The 17,722-nt window shown below is 68.9% G+C and carries 16 protein-coding genes; 1 reads left to right on the top strand and 15 read right to left on the bottom strand.

Annotation, left to right across the window (positions count from 1 at the left end; all coding sequences use genetic code 11):
• Window positions 1-411 precede the first annotated feature (411 nt).
• Entirely contained in the window at window positions 412-1,680 is a 1,269-nt protein-coding gene (locus LXM90_RS13355; protein ID WP_020092253.1) for a glycosyltransferase, read from the top strand.
• A 174-nt stretch (window positions 1,681-1,854) separates the two neighbouring features.
• On the opposite strand, the gene LXM90_RS13350 is transcribed toward LXM90_RS13355, so the two are convergent.
• The 15 genes from LXM90_RS13350 to nuoH form a co-directional block, all read right to left on the bottom strand.
• Window positions 1,855-2,115: a hypothetical protein gene (locus LXM90_RS13350; RefSeq protein ID WP_020092251.1), complete on the bottom strand. Its 261-nt coding sequence runs from the start codon at window positions 2,113-2,115 to the stop codon at window positions 1,855-1,857.
• A 299-nt stretch (window positions 2,116-2,414) separates the two neighbouring features.
• Window positions 2,415-3,128 carry an ABC transporter ATP-binding protein gene (locus tag LXM90_RS13345; protein WP_020092250.1) on the bottom strand — a complete coding sequence of 238 codons (714 nt, stop codon included), beginning with the start codon at window positions 3,126-3,128 and terminating at the stop codon, window positions 2,415-2,417.
• Between the two features lie 13 nt (window positions 3,129-3,141).
• On the bottom strand, window positions 3,142-4,452 hold the full coding sequence (locus LXM90_RS13340) for a lipoprotein-releasing ABC transporter permease subunit (protein ID WP_020092249.1): 1,311 nt from the start codon (window positions 4,450-4,452) through the stop codon (window positions 3,142-3,144).
• Window positions 4,453-4,461: 9 nt separating this feature from the next.
• Window positions 4,462-5,787, bottom strand: coding sequence for a proline--tRNA ligase (gene proS, locus LXM90_RS13335; protein WP_020092248.1), 1,326 nt, complete (start codon window positions 5,785-5,787; stop codon window positions 4,462-4,464).
• A 508-nt stretch (window positions 5,788-6,295) separates the two neighbouring features.
• A complete protein-coding gene (locus LXM90_RS13330; protein WP_020092247.1) occupies window positions 6,296-6,622 on the bottom strand; it encodes a DUF1467 family protein in 327 nt (108 codons plus the stop codon).
• Between the two features lie 5 nt (window positions 6,623-6,627).
• Window positions 6,628-7,032 carry a methylmalonyl-CoA epimerase gene (gene mce, locus LXM90_RS13325; RefSeq protein ID WP_020092246.1) on the bottom strand — a complete coding sequence of 135 codons (405 nt, stop codon included), beginning with the start codon at window positions 7,030-7,032 and terminating at the stop codon, window positions 6,628-6,630.
• 272 nt (window positions 7,033-7,304) lie between these two features.
• A complete protein-coding gene (locus LXM90_RS13320; protein WP_012319023.1) occupies window positions 7,305-8,978 on the bottom strand; it encodes a ribonuclease J in 1,674 nt (557 codons plus the stop codon).
• 16 nt (window positions 8,979-8,994) lie between these two features.
• A complete protein-coding gene (locus LXM90_RS13315; RefSeq protein ID WP_020092245.1) occupies window positions 8,995-9,798 on the bottom strand; it encodes a biotin--[acetyl-CoA-carboxylase] ligase in 804 nt (267 codons plus the stop codon).
• 7 nt (window positions 9,799-9,805) lie between these two features.
• On the bottom strand, window positions 9,806-11,251 hold the full coding sequence (gene nuoN / locus LXM90_RS13310) for an NADH-quinone oxidoreductase subunit NuoN (protein ID WP_020092244.1): 1,446 nt from the start codon (window positions 11,249-11,251) through the stop codon (window positions 9,806-9,808).
• A gap of 10 nt (window positions 11,252-11,261) precedes the next feature.
• Window positions 11,262-12,782 carry an NADH-quinone oxidoreductase subunit M gene (locus LXM90_RS13305; protein WP_020092243.1) on the bottom strand — a complete coding sequence of 507 codons (1,521 nt, stop codon included), beginning with the start codon at window positions 12,780-12,782 and terminating at the stop codon, window positions 11,262-11,264.
• 1 nt (window position 12,783) lies between these two features.
• Window positions 12,784-14,907: an NADH-quinone oxidoreductase subunit L gene (nuoL, locus tag LXM90_RS13300; protein ID WP_020092242.1), complete on the bottom strand. Its 2,124-nt coding sequence runs from the start codon at window positions 14,905-14,907 to the stop codon at window positions 12,784-12,786.
• Between the two features lie 82 nt (window positions 14,908-14,989).
• A complete protein-coding gene (nuoK, locus tag LXM90_RS13295) occupies window positions 14,990-15,295 on the bottom strand; it encodes an NADH-quinone oxidoreductase subunit NuoK (RefSeq protein ID WP_010686008.1) in 306 nt (101 codons plus the stop codon).
• Between the two features lie 34 nt (window positions 15,296-15,329).
• On the bottom strand, window positions 15,330-15,950 hold the full coding sequence (locus LXM90_RS13290) for an NADH-quinone oxidoreductase subunit J (protein WP_020092241.1): 621 nt from the start codon (window positions 15,948-15,950) through the stop codon (window positions 15,330-15,332).
• Window positions 15,951-16,172: 222 nt separating this feature from the next.
• Entirely contained in the window at window positions 16,173-16,661 is a 489-nt protein-coding gene (nuoI, locus tag LXM90_RS13285; RefSeq protein WP_007560744.1) for an NADH-quinone oxidoreductase subunit NuoI, read from the bottom strand.
• A 27-nt stretch (window positions 16,662-16,688) separates the two neighbouring features.
• The gene (gene nuoH, locus LXM90_RS13280) at window positions 16,689-17,711 is read right to left on the bottom strand and encodes an NADH-quinone oxidoreductase subunit NuoH (RefSeq protein ID WP_020092240.1); all 1,023 of its coding nucleotides are present in this window, start codon (window positions 17,709-17,711) and stop codon (window positions 16,689-16,691) included.
• Between the last annotated feature and the right edge of the window lie 11 nt (window positions 17,712-17,722).

Genomic DNA, 17,722 nt, shown 5'->3' with positions numbered 1-17,722 from the left:
CAATCGGCGCCTACGGGGCGATCGCCTGTGCATAACCCGTCCGCGGACGGAACCGGGCAGTCTTCGGAAAAATCCGGCTAACGAACCGGTGCCAAGGCTATCGCCCAGGCGCCCACCGCCGCGAACAGCATCCCGAACGCCATGAACTCGACCACTCCGGTCAGGATCACCCGCTTCAGCATCGACCTGCCTCCTGTGTTCCGGCCCTAGTATGTTCATGTTTTGTTCTATGGAAAGGGTCTGCGGGTCACAGGGCGGCCCCGTTTCTTCGACAGGGTAAAAAGTGTCTTGATGCGGATCGGGCGGGCTGGCATGCCCCCGCCTTCAAGACGAGCTCGTCACCGGCTGGGGAGTTCGAAGGAGCAAGCCATTCCCGAGCACCGGACGGTCGAACGGTTCGACGTCGCCCTCGTGGCCGTCGGCACACACGGCGATGTGCTTCCGTTCATCGCGCTGGGGCACGAGCTCCTGAAGCGCGGCCACGGCGTCTCGCTGGCGGCCCCGGCCCCGTTCGAGGCGATGGCCCGCCGGGCCGGCCTCGCCTTCCAGCCCCTGGGCACGGTCGCCGATTACGAGGCGGTGATCCGCCAGCCGGATCTGTGGCACCCGCAGCAGGGGTTCCGCCCGATGTTCGACTACGCCCTGCGGGTGGCCGAGCCGGCCTGCCTGTGGCTCGGCGCGACCCGCGCCCGGGGGATCGACCTGCGGGTGGTCGCCTCGCCGCTGGGCTGGGGGGCGCGGCTCGCGCAGGACCTCTACGATCTGCCGACCGCGACGCTGCACGTCATGCCGTTCCTGATCGAGAGCCGGTACGATCCGCCGCGCCTGCCGGGCCTGCCGCTGCCGCGCGTCCTGCCGGCCGCCCTGCGAGCCTACGTGAATCTCGGCGTCGACAAGGTGGCGGTCGGCCCGTTCACCCTCCCGCCGCTGAACGCCCTGCGGGCGCGTCTCGGCCTCGATCCGGTCTACCGGCTGCGGCACTGGTGGAACAGCCCGACCGGCATGCTCCTGATGTTCCCCGACTGGTACGCGGAGCCCCAGGCCGACTGGCCGGGCCAGGCGGTGCAGCTCGGCTTCCCGCTGGTCGACCGGTTCGGCGACGTGGCGTCCATGCCGCCGGAGCTGGAAGCGTTCCTCGAGGCGGGCGACCCGCCGATCGTGTTCACCTACGGCTCGGCCATGCGCCAGGGCGCCGGCTTCTTCGACACTGCGGTGCGGCTGTGCCGGCGCATGGGCCGGCGCGGCGTCCTGCTCGCCCCGCAGGGGGGGCAGATCCCGAAGCCGCTGCCGGCCGGGATCATCCACCTGCCCTACGCCCCCCTGAGCGCCCTGCTGCCGCGCAGCGCGGCGCTGGTCCACCACGGCGGCGTCGGCACGGTGGCGCAGGCGCTGGCCGCGGGCGTCCCGCAGCTGGTGGTGCCCGTGGCCTTCGACCATTTCGACGAGGGGCGGCGGCTGAAGGATCGGGATCTCGGCGCCACCCTGAGCCGCCGCGCCTTCCGGCCCGCGCGGGCGGCGCGGGTCCTCGGCCGGCTGCTCGCCGACCCCGCGGTGACGCGGGCCTGCGCGGCGGCCCGGGCGCGGATGGCGGACGGCCGCGACGCCGTCCTCGACGCCTGCGACTACGTCGAGCGGCTGACGGCCGCCGAGTCCGGTCCCGGCCCGTCCCGCGCGTCCTGACCCGCCGGCTGCCCGAACGCGGGGGGGCGCCCCCTCCGACGGAAGCGGCGCCCTTTCGATTACTGCCCGAGCAGCGCGGTGGCCGAACCGACGAACGTCATGAGCAGGCCGCTCACGAAGGCGCCGATCATGACGTAGGAGAGAGCCTTGAGCTTCATCCGTCCTCGCGTCGGCTCAGCAGCGGTAGCCGCCGGAGGTCTGGCCGTACTGCTTCACCGGCCGGGTCTGCTGGTCGGCGTTGCCCTCGGCGGCCGAGCTCAGCGGGCAGCCGACGTAGTTGGGATTGTCGTGGACCCCCAGTCCGAGCGAGCCCGTGGTCTCGACCTCGTAGGGAGCGAGGCCCGTCCAGCGGGCGCCGTTCGCCGCCAGAGCGGACGAGATCGGGGCAACGCCAAGGACAAGTGCGGTGACGGCTGCGGCGATACGGGTCTTCATGGTCAGGCTCCAGAGATAACGCAGTACAGACCGGTTGTTCGGCTCTGTTTTGTCTTGCGTGATCACAAGATAGGGGCCCGGTGTCTTCCGCGACGTGACGCGTCGCACGCGGCGCAACGGATTAAAGAGCGCGTGCACTTGCGGGGCTCGGAGGTCTGCGGTCCGGCTGGCGTCGCGGGCCGGGAGCGATGCGCCCTGTGGTTGATCGAGGCTGCCGGGGCGCGGCGTGCAAGGGGCGCGCCGCCGCGCGTGCCATATCTGCGCCGGCACACGGGAGATCTGCTCAGCGGGTGGCCCGCTCAGTCGAGCTGCGTGATCAGCCCGTCCCGGATGGTGACCCGCCGATCCATGCGGGCGGCCAATTCCAGGTTGTGGGTCGCGACCAGGGCGGCGAGCCCCGAGGCGCGGACCAGGGCCATCAGGATCGAGAAGACGTGGCCCGCCGTCCCGGGATCGAGGTTGCCGGTCGGCTCGTCGGCGAGCAGCAGCCGCGGTCCGTTGGCCACCGCCCGGGCGATGGCGACGCGCTGCTGCTCGCCTCCCGACAGCTCCGCCGGACGGTGCGGCAGGCGCTCCTTGAGGCCGAGGAAGCTCAGGAGTTCCGTGGCGCGGGCCTTCGCCTCCGGGGCCTTCAGGCCGCGGATGAGCTGGGGCATCACCACGTTCTCCAGCGCCGAGAACTCCGGCAGGAGGTGGTGGAACTGGTAGACGAAACCCATCTCCTCGCGCCGCAGGCGCGTGCGCTCGGAATCCGCCATCGCGGCCGTGGGCTGACCGCCGATATAGATCTCGCCCCCGTCCGGCCGCTCCAAGAGGCCGGCGAGGTGCAGCAGGGTCGACTTGCCGGCTCCCGACGGCGCCACCAGCGCGACCAACTCCCCCGGCCAGATCGCGAGGTCGGCCCCGCGCAGGATCTCGAGGGCACCCTCGGCCTGGGCGTAGCGCCGCTCGACGCGGGAGAAGAACAGCGCCGGCACCGGCTGGTCGCCGGCGGTCTGGCTCGAATCGCTCATCGGATGCGGCCCGTCAGCCGTAGCGGAGGGCCTGCACCGGATCGAGCCGGGCGGCGCGCCAAGAGGGATACAGCGTCGCCGCGAGCGACAGCAGCAGGGAGGTGATCACTACGGCGGTGATCTCCTTCGGGTTCATCTGCGCCGGGATCTCGGCGAGGAACCGCACCGTGGGGTCCCAGGCGCCCGGAAACAGCACGTGCTGGATCGGCTTGATGTTGAGGGTGATCAGGATGCCGAGGCCGAGCCCGCTGAGCGTCCCGACGACGCCGATCAGCGCGCCGTTGATCAGGAACACCCGCATGATCGTGCCCGGCGTCGCCCCCATGGTGCGCAGGATCGCGATGTCGCTCGACTTGTCGCGCACCAGCAGGATCAGGCCGGAGACGATGTTGAGGGTCGCCACCACGACGATCAGGCTGAGGATCAGGAACATGACGTTCCGCTCGACCTCCAGGGCCCCGAAGAAGGTCCGGTTGCGCTGGCGCCAGTCGGTGAGCAGGATCGGGCGCTCGGCCGCCATCTCCAGGGGCTCGCGCATGTCGCCGACATGGTCGGGATCGTCGACATAGATCTCGATCATGCTCACGTCGCCGTCCTTGTTGAAGAACGCCTGGGCCTCGACCAGCGGCATGAACACGAAGGTCTGGTCGAACTCGGTCATGCCGACCTCGAACACCGCCTTGACCGTGTAGCTCTTGGTGCGCGGCGCCGTCCCGAAGGGCGTCGACGAGCCCTTGGGCGTGACCAGCGTGATCGTGTCGCCGGCCTGCAGGCCCAGCGTGTCGGCGAGCCGCCGCCCGATCAGCACGCCGGTGCCGTCGTCGAAACCTTCGAGGGTGCCGCCGCGGATCGCCGAGGACACGGCCGCCAGCGCGTCGAGGTCGGCCGCCCGCACGCCGCGGATGATGACGCCGGATCCGCCGTACTGCGACGAGGCGAAGGCCTGGCCCTCGACCAGCGGCACCGCGGCGCGCACGCCCGCCACCTTCGACAGCCGGTCCGACAGGTCGGTCCAGTCGTTGAACGGCCGGTCGATGGGCGTCGCGAACAGGTGGCCGTTGATGCCGACGATCTTCGACAGCAGTTCCGCGCGGAAGCCGTTCATCACTGACAGGACGATGATCAGCGTGGCGACGCCGAGCGCGATGCCGAGCACCGAGAAGAACGCCACCACCGAGACGCCGCCGCCCCGGCGCCGGGCGCGCAGGTAGCGGCCGGCGAGGATCCACTCGAACGGCGCGAAGGGCGCGGTGCCCTGGCGGAACGAGGCCGCGAACGAGGCCGCGAAGGTCCGAACCCGGTCCAGCTTCGCTGAGGCGGCCATCGGCACGCCTCAGACGCGCCGGATGCGTGCCAGCAGATCGACGGTCGCGAGGCTCTCGCGCTCGCCGCCGGCACGCCGCTTCAGCTCGACCTTGCCCTCCGCTAGGCCCTTGGGCCCGACGATCACCTGCCAGGGCAGGCCGATCAGGTCGGCGGTGGCGAACTTCGCGCCGGGGCGCTCGTCGCGGTCGTCGTAGAGCACCGACAGGCCGGCGGTCTCCAGGTCGGACTGGATCTGCGCGCAGGCGGCGTCGGTGGCCGCGTCCCCGACCTTGAGGTTGATCAGGGCGACGTCGAACGGCGCGACCGAGTCCGGCCAGATGATCCCGGCCTCGTCGTGGCTGGCCTCGACGATGGCGGCGACCAGCCGGCTCGGCCCGATGCCGTAGGAGCCCATATGGACCGGCCGCTCGATCCCGTCCGGACCGGCGACCTTGGCGCCCATCGGCTCGGAATACTTGGTGCCGAAGTAGAAGATGTGCCCGACCTCGATGCCGCGGGCCGCCATGCGGTTGTCCTCCGGGACCTCCGCGAAGGCCGCCGGCTCGTGCATCTCCTCGGTGGCCGCGTAGTGCGAGGTCCAGGCATCGACGATGCCCTGGAGGGCGGCGACGTCGTCGAAATCGACGGTCGCCGGCGGGATGTCGAAGTCGAGATAGGCCTTGTCGCAGAAGACCTCGCTCTCGCCGGTCTTCGCCAGGATGATGAACTCGTGGGACAGGTCGCCGCCGATCGGGCCGGTATCGGCGCGCATCGGGATCGCTTTCAGGCCGAGGCCCGCGAAGGTCCGCAGGTACGCCACGAACATCCGGTTGTAGGCGTGGCGCGCGCCGGCCTGGTCGAAATCGAACGAGTAGGCGTCCTTCATCAGGAACTCGCGGGAGCGCATCGTGCCGAAGCGCGGCCGCACCTCGTCGCGGAACTTCCACGAGATCTGGTAGAGGTTCTTGGGCAGGTCCTTGTAGGAGCGCACGCTCGCCCGGAAGATCTCGGTGACCATCTCCTCGGCTGTGGGGCCGTAGAGCATCTCGCGGTCGTGCCGGTCCTTCAGGCGCAGCATCTCCTTGCCGTAGGCGTCGTAGCGGCCGGATTCCCGCCACAGCTCGGCGGACTGCACCGTCGGCATCAGGATCTCGACGGCGCCGGACCGGTCCTGCTCCCGCCGGATCACCGCGCAGACGCGCTCCAGAACCCGCAGGCCCAGCGGCAACCAGGCGTAGATGCCGGCGGCTTCCTGGCGGACTAGGCCGGCGCGCAGCATCAGCCGGTGCGAGACGATCTCGGCTTCCTTGGGCGTCTCGCGCAAGGTCGGCATGAAATAGCGGGAGAGACGCATGTCGTCAGAGTCTTGGAAGAGGATCGGCCGGGAGGAGCCGCGGCGCGCCGGCACACAACACGCCGGAGACGCAAATTACAAGCACTGCGCGACCACGGCGGGGCGTAATCGCGGCGAACCGGAGGCGGCGGCCCGGCCGCGCTGAGGCCGCTGCCTAGGCGGAAAGCGGTATGCCCATTTGCCGGCAAGAAAGCGCAGATTTTTCTCGCAGACCCGGTGACAACACGAATTGTTGTTCCTATAAGCGTCCGGCGATGTTTGCGACGCCCGGAAGAGGTGGCGCAAGGTCCGAGTCTCGGGAGGAAAAGCGACCGCCCCGCAGCCAATGCGAGGGATATTTCAAGGTCGAGCCAGTGAAGCTTGAAAGCAAGGCCTCGGGCCTTGCTTTTTTTATTCTTGGGTCCGGTCGGCGCGGCCGTGTCGGACCACCGGGAGGGCCCGCGCCCATCTGGTTTCCCGGGCCGTGACCCGACGCGGGGCGTCTCCCGGATCGCCGCTCAGAGCCGTCCTAAAGTCCGGTCAGCGGGAACACCGCCAGGGCGATCAGGAAGGCGGCGCCCGCGACCAGCGTCGTCCAGATCGCCTTCTCGCGCAGTCGCGGCGCTGCCGGCGCGCCGGGATCCTGGCCCGGAACCACGTGGCTGGGCCGCGTCTCCGGCTGGTTGCGCAGGGGCAGGACCGCGAAGAGCAGCGTCCACCAGACCACGAAGTAGAGGGCGATCGCCCCGCCCACCGTCAGCTTGAACAGGCTCACCGCCGCCGCCACGAAGGCGGCGATCAGGACGGTGATCGCCGCCAGGGTCACCGGCGTCGAGCGGGCCAGTGCGTTCATCATCCGGCTCACACCTGCTCCAGCTCGACCAGGGTGCCGAGGAAGTCCTTGGGGTGCAGGAACAGGACCGGCTTGCCGTGCGCGCCGATCCGCGGCTCACCGGTGCCGAGCACCCGGGCGCCCTGCGCCTTGAGCTGGTCGCGGGCGGCCAGGATGTCGTCGACCTCGTAGCAGACGTGGTGGATGCCGCCGCCCGGGTTGCGGGCCACGAAGGACTCGATCGGCGAGCCCTCGCCCAGAGGGGACATCAGCTCGATCTTGCTGTTCGGCAGCTCGACGAACACGACGGTGACGCCGTGCTCGGGCTGCGGCAGGGGCGCGGTGATCGTCGCGCCCAGCGTGTCGCGGTAGACCGCGCAGGCGGCGTCGAGATCCTGCACGGCGATGGCCACGTGGTTGAGACGGCCGATCATGATGTTTCCTCCCCGGCATTCTGGCCCCCTGTCCGGGAGCTTCGTTCGTTCGCGGGGAAGGCTCCGCCCGTACGCGCGGACGCGACCGGCCCCCTCTCCCGTGCGGCAGAGGGTTGGGGTGAGGGACGAGCCCTCTCCGGCAGAACCTGTCCCCCTCACCCTGTCCCTCTCCCGTGCGCGAGAGGGAACCCGGGCCCTGTCCGGCAGCCGATCGGATGATCGGCTGCTTCGGCTCCGTCTAGATTACAGCCAACCGCTATCGGCAGCCAGCTTCACACCTCCACCACCTGCACGTGGCAGGCCGGCTTCTTGCCCCACACCTCGTTGACCGCGGTGCGCACCGCCCGGTCGACCGTCTTCTCGACGCTCTCCGAGTCCTTGAGCTTGCCCCGCGACATCCCCGACAGGGTGCGGGAGACCGCGTCCACCACGGTCTCGATCAGCGGCTCGCCGGACCGGCCGCGGTTCGGCAGGCCGATGATGTCCACCGCCGGCTCGCCGAGCACGACGCCGTCCTCGTCGATAGCGATCGCCACCGAGACCAGGCCGGCCTGCATCAGCTTGCGCCGCTCCGGGATCGCCCGGTCCTTCTCGTCGATCAGGACGTCGCCGTCCTTGAACAGGCGGCCGGCCTTCACGTGGTCGATCACCTCGGGCTTGCCGGGGCTCAGACGGATCAGGCTGCCGTTGCGGGCCTTGACCACGTTCTGCACGCCCTGCGCCCGCGCGAAGCGGGCGTGCTCGTCGAGGTGCAGGGCCTCGCCGTGGACCGGGATCGCGGTGCCCGGGCGGGTCCACCGGTACATCTCGACCATCTCGTCCCGGCGCGGGTGGCCGGAGACGTGGACGAGGTCGGTGCGGTCGGTGATCACCTCGACGCCCTGCTCGATCAGGTCGTTGATGATCGAGCCGACATCGCGCTCGTTGCCCGGGATGGCGCGCGAGGAGAAGATCACCTGGTCACCGGCGGTGAGGCTGATATCCGGGTGGTCGCGGCGGGAGACGCGGGCGAGCGCCGCCCGCGGCTCGCCCTGTGAGCCGGTGAGCAGCGCGACGACGCGCTCCCGCGGCAGGCTCTTCCACGAATCGGAGCGGCGGAACTCGGGCAGGCCGTCGAGGTAGCCGCACTCGCGGGCCACGTCGATCACCCGGTCCATGGCGCGGCCGACCGCGATGACCTCCCGCCCGCAGGCGGCCGCCGCCTCGGCGACCGCGCGGATGCGCGCCACGTTGGACGCGAAGGTCGTCACGGCGACCCGGTGCGGCGCGTCCGCGATCAGCGTCTTCAGCGTCTCGGCGACGGTCTTCTCGCTCGGCGAGAAGCCCTCGCGCACGACGTTGGTCGAGTCGCAGACGATGGCGAGGACGCCCTCGTCCCCGAGCGCCGTGAACGCCTCCGGCGACGTCACCGAGCCGGCCACCGGGGTCGGGTCGATCTTCCAGTCGCCAGTGTGGAGGACGAGGCCCGCCGCGGTGCGGATGGCGATGGCGTTCGATTCCGGGATGGAGTGCGAGACCGGCACGTACTCGAGCTCGAACGGCCCGACGGTCACGCGCCGCCCGGGCTTCACCTCCCGCAGCTCGACCTTCGGGGCGCCGGGCTCGGACAGGCGCCGGGTCTCCAGCAGGTTCTTGGCGAAGCGGGTCGCGTAGACCGGCGCCTTGAGCCGGGGCCACAGCTCCGAGATCGCCCCGATATGGTCCTCGTGCGCGTGGGTGATGAAGATCCCCAGCAGGTCCTTGCGCCGCTCCTCGATGAAGGAGAGGTCGGGGAACATCAGGTCGACGCCCGGCATCTGCTCCTCGCCGGCGAAGCCCATGCCGCAATCGACCATGATCCACTTCCGGCCCTTCTCCGGGCCGAACCCGTAGAGTGCCGCGTTCATCCCGATCTCGCCCACGCCGCCGAGCGGCAGGAAGACCAGCTCCTCCTGTCCCTTAACCATCTGTCGTCGTCCAAACTCAGGCCGCCGTCGCGGCCGATCCGAAATGCACCTCGCCCGCCGTCACGGTATGCCGGTTCCCGTCGGGGGCGAGGATCACGAGCCGCCCCCCCTCGTCGATCGTCTCGAACACGCCCCGCAGGATGTGACCGCCGCTGTGCACCGCGATCTCCGATCCGAGACCCGCGGCCCGCGCGAGCCAGGCCGCGCGCAGGTCAGCGAAATTCCGTCCCCGGTCCCAGGCGCGCGCCCGCGCGGCCACCCGGTCCGAGAGATGTTCCAGTAGCGCCTCGGCGCCGCACGCGTAACCCGCCGCCGCCAGGCTCGCCGCCCCGAAGCCCTCCGGCGCCGCCGCGACGTTCACGCCGAAGCCGATGACCGCGGCGCGCCGCCCGCCCGGGAGCGTCTCCGCCTCCAGGAGCAGGCCGGCGAGCTTCGCCCCGCCGAGCAGCACGTCGTTCGGCCATTTGAGCTGAAAAGATCGGGCCCCGGCGCCGGATCCGGTATCCGGCAGGGTGCCGCAGGCCGCCTCCAGCGCCTCGATCAGGGCGAGGCCGGCCACGAAGCCCAACTCGGCGAGGTGGTCCGGCGCGACCCCGGCGACCGGCCAGAGCACGCTCGCCGCGAGGTTGCCGGGGAGCGAGGACCAGCTGTTGCCCCGCCGACCGCGGCCCGCCTCCTGGCGGTGCGTCACCACCCAGAGCGGGCCTGTCTCGCCGGCGCGCGCGCGCGCCACGGCCTCCGTGTTGGTGGAGCCGAGGGTGTCGTGGACGTGCAGGCGGTGGCCCTCGGCGCGCGCCGAGGGCCCGAGTCGGTAGGTCAAGGCCGTCCTAGAACAGCGACTTCGCGGCCCGGCCGGCGGCGCCGACCAGCGGCCCGGGCAGCAGGAAGAACAGCACCACCACGACGCTCGACAGGGCGAGCACGATGCGCAGGCCCGGGGCCATCGCCTCGTACGGCTCCTTCGGCTCGTCGAAGTACATGATCCGCACGACGCGCAGGTAGTAGTAGGCGCCCACCACGCTGGTCACCACGCCGATCACCGCCAGCGTCACGAGACCCGCCTTGATGGCGGCGGCGAAGACGTAGAACTTCGCGAAGAACCCGGCGAGCGGCGGGATGCCGGCCAGCGAGAACATCATCGCGGCGAGGCAGAAGGCGAGCCACGGATGGGTCCGCGACAGGCCCGACAGGTCCTCGATCTTCTCGAACATCACGTCCCGGCGCCGGAGCGACAGGATGATCGCGAAGGTGCCGAGCGTCATCGCGAGGTAGATGATCATGTAGGTGACGAGCCCGCTGATCCCCTCCTCCGAGCCGGAGGCCAGGCCGATCAGCGCGTAGCCGATATTGCCGATCGACGAGTAGGCCATCAGGCGCTTGATCGAGGTCTGCCCGATCGCCGCGAACGAGCCGAGCGCCATCGACGCGATCGAGACGAAGATGAAGATCTGCTGCCAGATCGCCGTCACGTCCGGCATCGCGCCGATGAACACCCGCACGGTCATCGCCACGGCGGCCATCTTGGGCGCCGAGGCGAAGAAGGCCGTCACCGGGGTCGGCGAGCCCTCGTAGACGTCGGGCGTCCACATGTGGAACGGCACGGCCGCCAGCTTGAAGCACACGCCGGCCGCCAGGAACACGATGCCCAGCACGATGCCGAACCCGGCATTCTCGTTGAGCGCCGAGACGATGCCGGGGAACGAGACGGTGCCGGTGAAGCCGTAGACCAGCGAGGCGCCGTAGAGCAGCATGCCGGAGGAGAGCGCGCCGAGCACGAAGTACTTGAGGCCGGCCTCGGTGGACTTCACGTCGTCGCGGTGGAAGGCGGCGATCACGTAGGCGGCGAGCGACTGCAGCTCCAGGCCCAGGTAGAGCGCGATCAGGTCGTTGGCCGAGACCATGACCATCATGCCGATGGTGCAGAGCACGATCAGGACCGGGAACTCGAACCGGTCGATGCGCTCGCGCTTGAAGAAGTCGTGCGCCAGCAGGATCGTCGCCGCGGATCCGAGCAGCACCAGCGACTTCATCACCTTGGCGAAGGAATCGGACACGAACGCGCCCGACAGGGTCGTGACCCGGCCGTGCACCGGCTGCGAGATCACCACCGACAGGGCGACGAGGAGCAGGGCGAGGGCGCCGATGCTCACGGTCTCGGCGGAGCGGTCGCCGCGCCACGCGCCGTAGAGGATCAGGCCCATGACGCCGACGCCGAGGATCAGCTCGGGCATGAGCGGCGCCAGCGAGGGCAGGACGGAGTGGACGGTTGTCATGGTGTCCGCCTCAGCGCGGGATCGGCAGCGCCGCGGCGGCCGTCTGGGTGTTCGAGAGCGCGGTCTTGATGCTCGCCATCAGCGCGTCGGTCGAGGGCGCGAACACGTCGAGCACGGGGGCCGGGTGAACGCCGTAGTAGATCGTCAGGACGACCAGCGGCGCCAGGATGATCTTCTCGCGGGTGTCGAGATCCAGGATGCCCTGGAGATTCGGCTTCTCCAGCTTCCCGTAGATCACCCGGGCGTAGAGCCACAGGGCGTAGGCCGCCGACAGGATGATGCCGAAGGTCGAGAAGAACGCCACGTTCGGGTTCGCCTTGAAGGCGCCGAGCATGGCCAGGAACTCGCCGACGAAGCCCGAGGTGCCCGGCAGGCCGACATTGGCCATCGTGAACACCATCATGGCCACGGCGTAGAGCGGCATCCGCTTCACGAGGCCGCCATAGGCCGAGATCTCGCGGGTGTGCATCCGGTCGTAGACGACGCCGACGCAGAGGAAGAGCGCCCCCGACACGATGCCGTGGGAGATCATCAGGAACAGCGCGCCCTGGATGCCCTGCTCGTTCAGGGTGAACAGCCCCAGCGTCACGAAGCCCATATGGGCCACCGACGAGTAGGCGATCAGCTTCTTGATGTCGGTCTGCATCATCGCGGTGAGTGACGTGAAGATGATCGCGATCACCGACAGCGCGAACACGAAGGGCGCGAAGTCGTGGCTCGCCACCGGCAGCATCGGCAGCGAGATCCGGATGAAGCCGTAGCCGCCCATCTTCAGGAGGATGCCCGCCAGGATCACCGAGCCGGCGGTGGGCGCCTCCACGTGGGCGTCGGGCAGCCAGGTGTGGACCGGCCACATCGGCATCTTCACCGCGAAGGAGGCGAAGAAGGCGAGCCACAGCCAGGTCTGCATCTGCACCGGGAAGCGGTACTGCAGCAGGGTCGGGATGTCGGTGGTGCCGGCCTGCCAGTACATCGCCATCACGGCGAGCAGCATCAGCACCGAGCCGAGCAGGGTGTAGAGGAAGAACTTGAAGCTGGCGTAGACCCGGCGCGCGCCGCCCCAGATGCCGATGATCAGGAACATCGGGATCAGGCCGGCCTCGAAGAACAGGTAGAACAGCACCAGATCGAGGGCGGCGAAGACGCCGATCATCGTCGTCTCGAGGACGAGGAAGGCGACGAAGTACTCCTTCACCCGGAAGTGGATCGAGTGCCACGAGGCGCCGATGCAGAACGGCATCAGGAACGTGGTCAGCAGGATCAGCGGCATCGAGAAGCCGTCGACGCCGAGCTTGAACCGGATCGTCTCGGTGAGCCACGCGTGGCTCTCCACGAGCTGGAAGCTCGACGAGGCGGTGTCGTAGCGGCTCCACGCCACCAGGGAGAGCAGGAAGGTGACGATCGTGGTGGCGAGCGCGGCCCAGCGGCTGTTGCGCGCGACCGACTCCTCGTCGCCGTTCAGCGTGAGGATGAAGGCCGCGCCGCAGAGCGGCACGATCAGCAGGCCGGAGAGGATGCCGAGGCCGAGCATGTCAGTGTGCACCCTTGGGCAGGCCGGACATCAGGTACCAGCTGATCAGGCCGGCGACGCCGATGAGCATGACGAAGGCGTAGTGGTAGACGTAGCCGGTCTGGAGACGGACCACCCCGCGGGTCACGTCCACGACGCGCGCCGCGATCCCGTTCGGCCCGAGGCCGTCGATGATCCGGCCGTCGCCCTGCTTCCAGAGGAACAGGCCGAAATCCTTGGCCGGGCGGACGAAGATCCGGTCGTAGATCTCGTCGAAGTACCACTTGTTCAGCAGGAACCGGTACAGCGACGGCTGCTGCGCGGCGAGCGCGCCCGGCAGTTCCGGCCGGCGGATGTACATCCAGTAGGCCACGACGAAGCCGAGGATTAGCATGATCAGTGGCGAGTACGAGACCAGCGCCGGGACGTCGTGGATCTCGTGCATGATGTGGTTGTTCGGGCCGTGCGCCAGTGCGTGACCCCAGAATGCCTCCATCCCCTCGCCGATGAAGCGGTTGTGGAAGATGATCCCGGCGAACAGCGCGCCGAAGGCGAGGATCGCCAGCGGGATCGTCATCACCAGCGGGCTCTCGTGGGGCGTGTGGTCGCCGTGGTGGCCGTGCCCGTGGTGGTCGTCGGCGACGAGGTCGCTCTTGTGGGCCGGCTCGATGTCGTGGCCCTTGTCGTCGTGGGCGACGCCCTCGGTGTGCCCGGGCGCGCCGTCGGCCTCGTGGGCCATGGTCGCGTGGGCCGTAGTCGCGTGGGCGACCGCGGGCGCGTGGTGCTGATCGTGGGCGGCGTGGGCGCCCCAGCGGGCCGGGCCCTCGAAGGTCATGAAGAACAGGCGCCAGGAGTAGAACGAGGTGAAGAACGCCGCCACCACGGTGCACAGGAAGGCGAGCGTGTGCCCGGGGCGGGTCGAGGCGTAGGCCGCCTCGATGATCGCGTCCTTCGAGTAGTAGCCGGCCGTGTAGGGGAAGCCGATCAGCGCGAGCGAACCGATCGCCATCATGGCGCTGGTGTAGGGGATGTAGCGGCGCAGGCCGCCCATGTTCCGCATGTCCTGCTCGTGGTGCATCGCGTGGATGACCGAGCCGGCGCCGAGGAACAGCAGCGCCTTGAAGAAGGCGTGGGTGAACAGGTGGAACACGCCGGCCGCGTAGGCGCCGACGCCGAGCGCCACGAACATGTAGCCGAGCTGCGAGCAGGTCGAGTAGGCGATCACCCGCTTGATGTCGTTCTGCACGAGGCCGATCGTGGCCGCGAACAGGGACGTGATGCCGCCGATCACCGTCACGACGATCAGCGCGTTCGGCGCCTCCTCGAAGAGCGGCGACAGGCGGGCGACCATGAACACGCCGGCGGTGACCATCGTGGCGGCATGGATCAGCGCCGAGACCGGGGTCGGGCCCTCCATGGCGTCGGGCAGCCACGTGTGCAGCAGGAACTGCGCCGACTTGCCCATGGCGCCCATGAACAGCAGCAGGCAGGCCAGTGTCAGGGCGTTCCAGTCGTAGCCGAGGAGGTGGAAGCTCAGCGTCTTGATCGCGTCGACCTTGCCGAAGACGGCGTCGAACGCCACCGAGCCGGTCAGCACGAAGACCAGGAAGATGCCGAGCGAGAAGCCGAAATCGCCGACGCGGTTGACGATGAACGCCTTCATGGCGGCGGCGTTGGCCGAGGGCTTCTCGTACCAGAAGCCGATCAGCAGGTACGAGGCGAGGCCCACGCCCTCCCAGCCGAAGAACATCTGGACGAGGTTGTCGGCCGTCACCAGCATCAGCATGGCGAAGGTGAACAGCGACAGGTAGGCGAAGAAGCGCGGCCGGTGCGGATCCTCCTCCATGTAGCCCACGGAGTAGAGGTGCACGAGGGTCGAGACGGTGGTCACGACGACCAGCATCACCCGGGTCAGGGTGTCGACCTTGAAGGCCCAGTCGACCTGGAGGTCGCCGGCCGCGAACCAGGACGCCACCTGCACGCGCTCGGCCGGCCCGCCGTCGATGAACACGCCCCAGGCGATCAGCGCCGTGAAGGCGAGGAAGGACGTGGTGATGTACTCACAGGCCCGCGCCCCGATGTACCGGCCGAACAGGCCGGCGATCAGGAAGCCGATGAGCGGGAAGAAGACGATCGCGTGATACATCGCTCTCTTGCAGTCCGTCCTCCGGGCCGGCCGCGAAGCGGCGGCGTCCGGATGTCACTCGGGGCGCGCGAAGGGGAAGGCCCTAGCCCTTCATCATGCTGACGTCTTCCACCGCGATCGAGCCGCGGTTGCGGAAGAACACCACCAGGATGGCGAGGCCGATCGCCGATTCGGCGGCCGCGACGGTCAGCACGAACAGGGCGAAGACCTGTCCGGTGATGTCGTTCAGCTGCGTCGAGAAGGCGACGAGGTTGATGTTGACCGAGAGCAGGATCAGCTCGACCGACATCAGGATGACGATGATGTTCTTGCGGTTGATGAAGATGCCGAGCACGCCGAGCGTGAACAGGATCGCCGCGACGGTGAGGTAGTGGCTCAGGCCGATCATCGTTCGATTCCTCCGGCTCTCATCAGCGCGCGCATCAGACCTCGACACCTTGGCGCGAGGGGACCTTGCGGGTCTCGACCGCCATGGCCTGGGTGCGGGCGTTCTGGACCGCGATGTTCTGGCGCTTGACGCCCGGCCGGTCGCGCAGCGTCAGCACGATGGCGCCGATCATGGCGACCAGCAGGATCAGGCCGGCGAGCTGGAAGAAGTAGGCGTAGTCCGTGTAGATCACGCGGCCCAGCGCCTGGGCATTGGTGAGGTTCTCGGCCGAGGCGACGTTGCCGAGCGGGGCCTGGACGAGGCCCGGGTCGATGCTCCACGAGCCGACGACCAGCAGGATCTCGACCAAGAAGATCGCGCCGATCAGGGCGCCGATCGGGAGATACTGCTGGAAGCCCTGGCGCAGCTCGGCGAAATCGACGTCGAGCATCATCACCACGAACAGGAACAGCACCGCGACCGCGCCGACGTAGACGACCACGAGGATCATCGCGAGGAACTCGGCGCCCATCAGGACGAACAGTCCGGCGGCGTTCACGAAGGCGAGGATCAGGAACAGCACCGAGGCGACGGGATTGCGCGAGGCGATCACCATGAAGCCCGACGCGACCGTGATGCTCGCGAACAGATAGAAGAAGGCGGCTGCTGCGGTCATGCGCTGATCGGGATCGGCCGCCGGAGCGGCCCCTTCTGCCGTGCGTGGAGACGGTCCGCGGCGGGCGGCCCGTCTATAGAACCCGGTCGACGGGGGCACAACAGCGCCCCCGGCATGGCTCTAGAGCATCCCACCGGAACCGGGAACCGGTGCGACGCTCTAGGGCCTTGTTTTCGCGTCATCTTCTGCCGGGCACCGGCGACCGGTGCCCGGGACGACGGCTCAGCGATACGGCGCGTCCATCGCGATGTTGCGGGCGATCTCGCGCTCCCAGCGGTCACCGTTCAGCAGGAGCTTCTGCTTGTCGTAGAGGAGCTCCTCGCGGGTCTCCACCGAGAACTCGAAGTTCGGCCCTTCCACGATGGCGTCCACCGGGCAGGCCTCCTGGCACATGCCGCAGTAGATGCACTTCACCATGTCGATGTCGTAGCGCGTCGTGCGGCGGGTGCCGTCGTTGCGCCGGGGGCCCGCCTCGATGGTGATCGCCTGCGCCGGGCAGATCGCCTCGCAGAGCTTGCACGCGATGCAGCGCTCCTCGCCGTTCGGGTAGCGGCGCAGCGCGTGCTCGCCCCGGAAGCGCGGACCGCGATGGCCCATCTCGAAGGGGTAGTTGATCGTGGCCTTCGGCTTGAAGAAGTAGCGCATGCCGAGGATCATCCCGGACACGAACTCCTTCAGGAGGAGGCTCTTGGCGACCTGATCGAGCTTCATGCCCGGATCTCCGATGCGAAGGGGGGCTCAGGCGCCCGGCGCGAGGCCGGTCAGCTTGAGCACGAAGGCGACGACGACGACCGAGATCAGGGAGATCGGCAGGAAGACCTTCCAGCCGAGACGCATGAGCTGGTCGTAGCGGTAGCGGGGCACGATGGACTTCACCATCGCGAACAGGAAGAACAGGAAGCTGGCCTTCAGGGTGAACCAGATCACGCCCGGCACCCAGGTGAAGGGCGCGAACGGGATCGGGGACAGCCAGCCGCCCAGGAACAGGATGGTCCCGAGGGCGCACATGCTCATGATGGCGACGTACTCGCCGAGCATGAACAGCAGGTACGGCGTCGAGGAGTACTCGACCATGTAGCCGGCCACGAGCTCCGACTCCGCCTCCGGCAGGTCGAAGGGCGGGCGGTTGGTCTCGGCGAGCGCCGAGACGAAGAACACCACGAACATCGGGAACAGCCACAGCCAGTACCAGCCGAACAGGCCGAGGCTGGTGTCCTGCGCCATCACGATGCGCGAGAGGTTGAGCGAGCCGGCGCAGAGCAGCACGCAGATGATCACGAAGCCGAGCGAGACCTCGTAGGAGATCATCTGGGCCGCGGAGCGGAGGGCGCCGAGGAAGGCGTATTTCGAGTTCGACGCCCATCCGCCCATGATGACGCCGTACACGCCGAGCGACGAGATCGCGAAGATGTAGGTGATGCCGACATTGATGTCGGCGATCGCCCAGCCGTCCGCGAGCGGGATCACCGCCCAGCTCGACAGGGCGAGCATCGCGAAGACCAGCGGCGCCAGCAGGTAGATCGCCTTGTTGGCGCCCGCCGGGATCACCGGCTCCTTGATCACGAACTTGATCAGGTCGGCAAAGGACTGGAACAGGCCGAACGGCCCGACCACGTTCGGGCCGCGGCGGAGCTGCACCGCCGCCCAGATCTTGCGGTCGGCGAGCAGCGCGTAGGCGATGAAGACGAGGAGTGCCGAGAGCAGCACGAAGCTCTTCAGCACGATCAGGAGCACGGTCCCGAGGATTTCGAGCGGCGTCATCGGTCTTGAGC

Source organism: Methylobacterium oryzae, from assembly GCF_021398735.1.
GTDB lineage: Bacteria > Pseudomonadota > Alphaproteobacteria > Rhizobiales > Beijerinckiaceae > Methylobacterium.
This window is presented reverse-complemented; position numbering and strand designations above follow the sequence as displayed.

What these genes read in the sequence shown, in the direction of transcription:
- mce (WP_020092246.1), bottom strand. Translation starts at nt 7,032, where the DNA reads ATGATCGGCCGTCTCAACCACGTGGCCATCGCCGTGCAGGATCTCGAC.
- LXM90_RS13290 (WP_020092241.1), bottom strand. Translation starts at nt 15,950, where the DNA reads ATGACCGCAGCAGCCGCCTTCTTCTATCTGTTCGCGAGCATCACGGTC.
- proS (WP_020092248.1), bottom strand. Translation starts at nt 5,787, where the DNA reads ATGCGTCTCTCCCGCTATTTCATGCCGACCTTGCGCGAGACGCCCAAG.
- LXM90_RS13345 (WP_020092250.1), bottom strand. Translation starts at nt 3,128, where the DNA reads ATGAGCGATTCGAGCCAGACCGCCGGCGACCAGCCGGTGCCGGCGCTG.
- nuoL (WP_020092242.1), bottom strand. Translation starts at nt 14,907, where the DNA reads ATGTATCACGCGATCGTCTTCTTCCCGCTCATCGGCTTCCTGATCGCC.
- nuoK (WP_010686008.1), bottom strand. Translation starts at nt 15,295, where the DNA reads ATGATCGGCCTGAGCCACTACCTCACCGTCGCGGCGATCCTGTTCACG.
- LXM90_RS13330 (WP_020092247.1), bottom strand. Translation starts at nt 6,622, where the DNA reads ATGATGAACGCACTGGCCCGCTCGACGCCGGTGACCCTGGCGGCGATC.
- LXM90_RS13350 (WP_020092251.1), bottom strand. Translation starts at nt 2,115, where the DNA reads ATGAAGACCCGTATCGCCGCAGCCGTCACCGCACTTGTCCTTGGCGTT.
- nuoI (WP_007560744.1), bottom strand. Translation starts at nt 16,661, where the DNA reads ATGAAGCTCGATCAGGTCGCCAAGAGCCTCCTCCTGAAGGAGTTCGTG.
- nuoH (WP_020092240.1), bottom strand. Translation starts at nt 17,711, where the DNA reads ATGACGCCGCTCGAAATCCTCGGGACCGTGCTCCTGATCGTGCTGAAG.
- nuoN (WP_020092244.1), bottom strand. Translation starts at nt 11,251, where the DNA reads ATGACAACCGTCCACTCCGTCCTGCCCTCGCTGGCGCCGCTCATGCCC.
- LXM90_RS13305 (WP_020092243.1), bottom strand. Translation starts at nt 12,782, where the DNA reads ATGCTCGGCCTCGGCATCCTCTCCGGCCTGCTGATCGTGCCGCTCTGC.
- LXM90_RS13340 (WP_020092249.1), bottom strand. Translation starts at nt 4,452, where the DNA reads ATGGCCGCCTCAGCGAAGCTGGACCGGGTTCGGACCTTCGCGGCCTCG.
- LXM90_RS13320 (WP_012319023.1), bottom strand. Translation starts at nt 8,978, where the DNA reads ATGGTTAAGGGACAGGAGGAGCTGGTCTTCCTGCCGCTCGGCGGCGTG.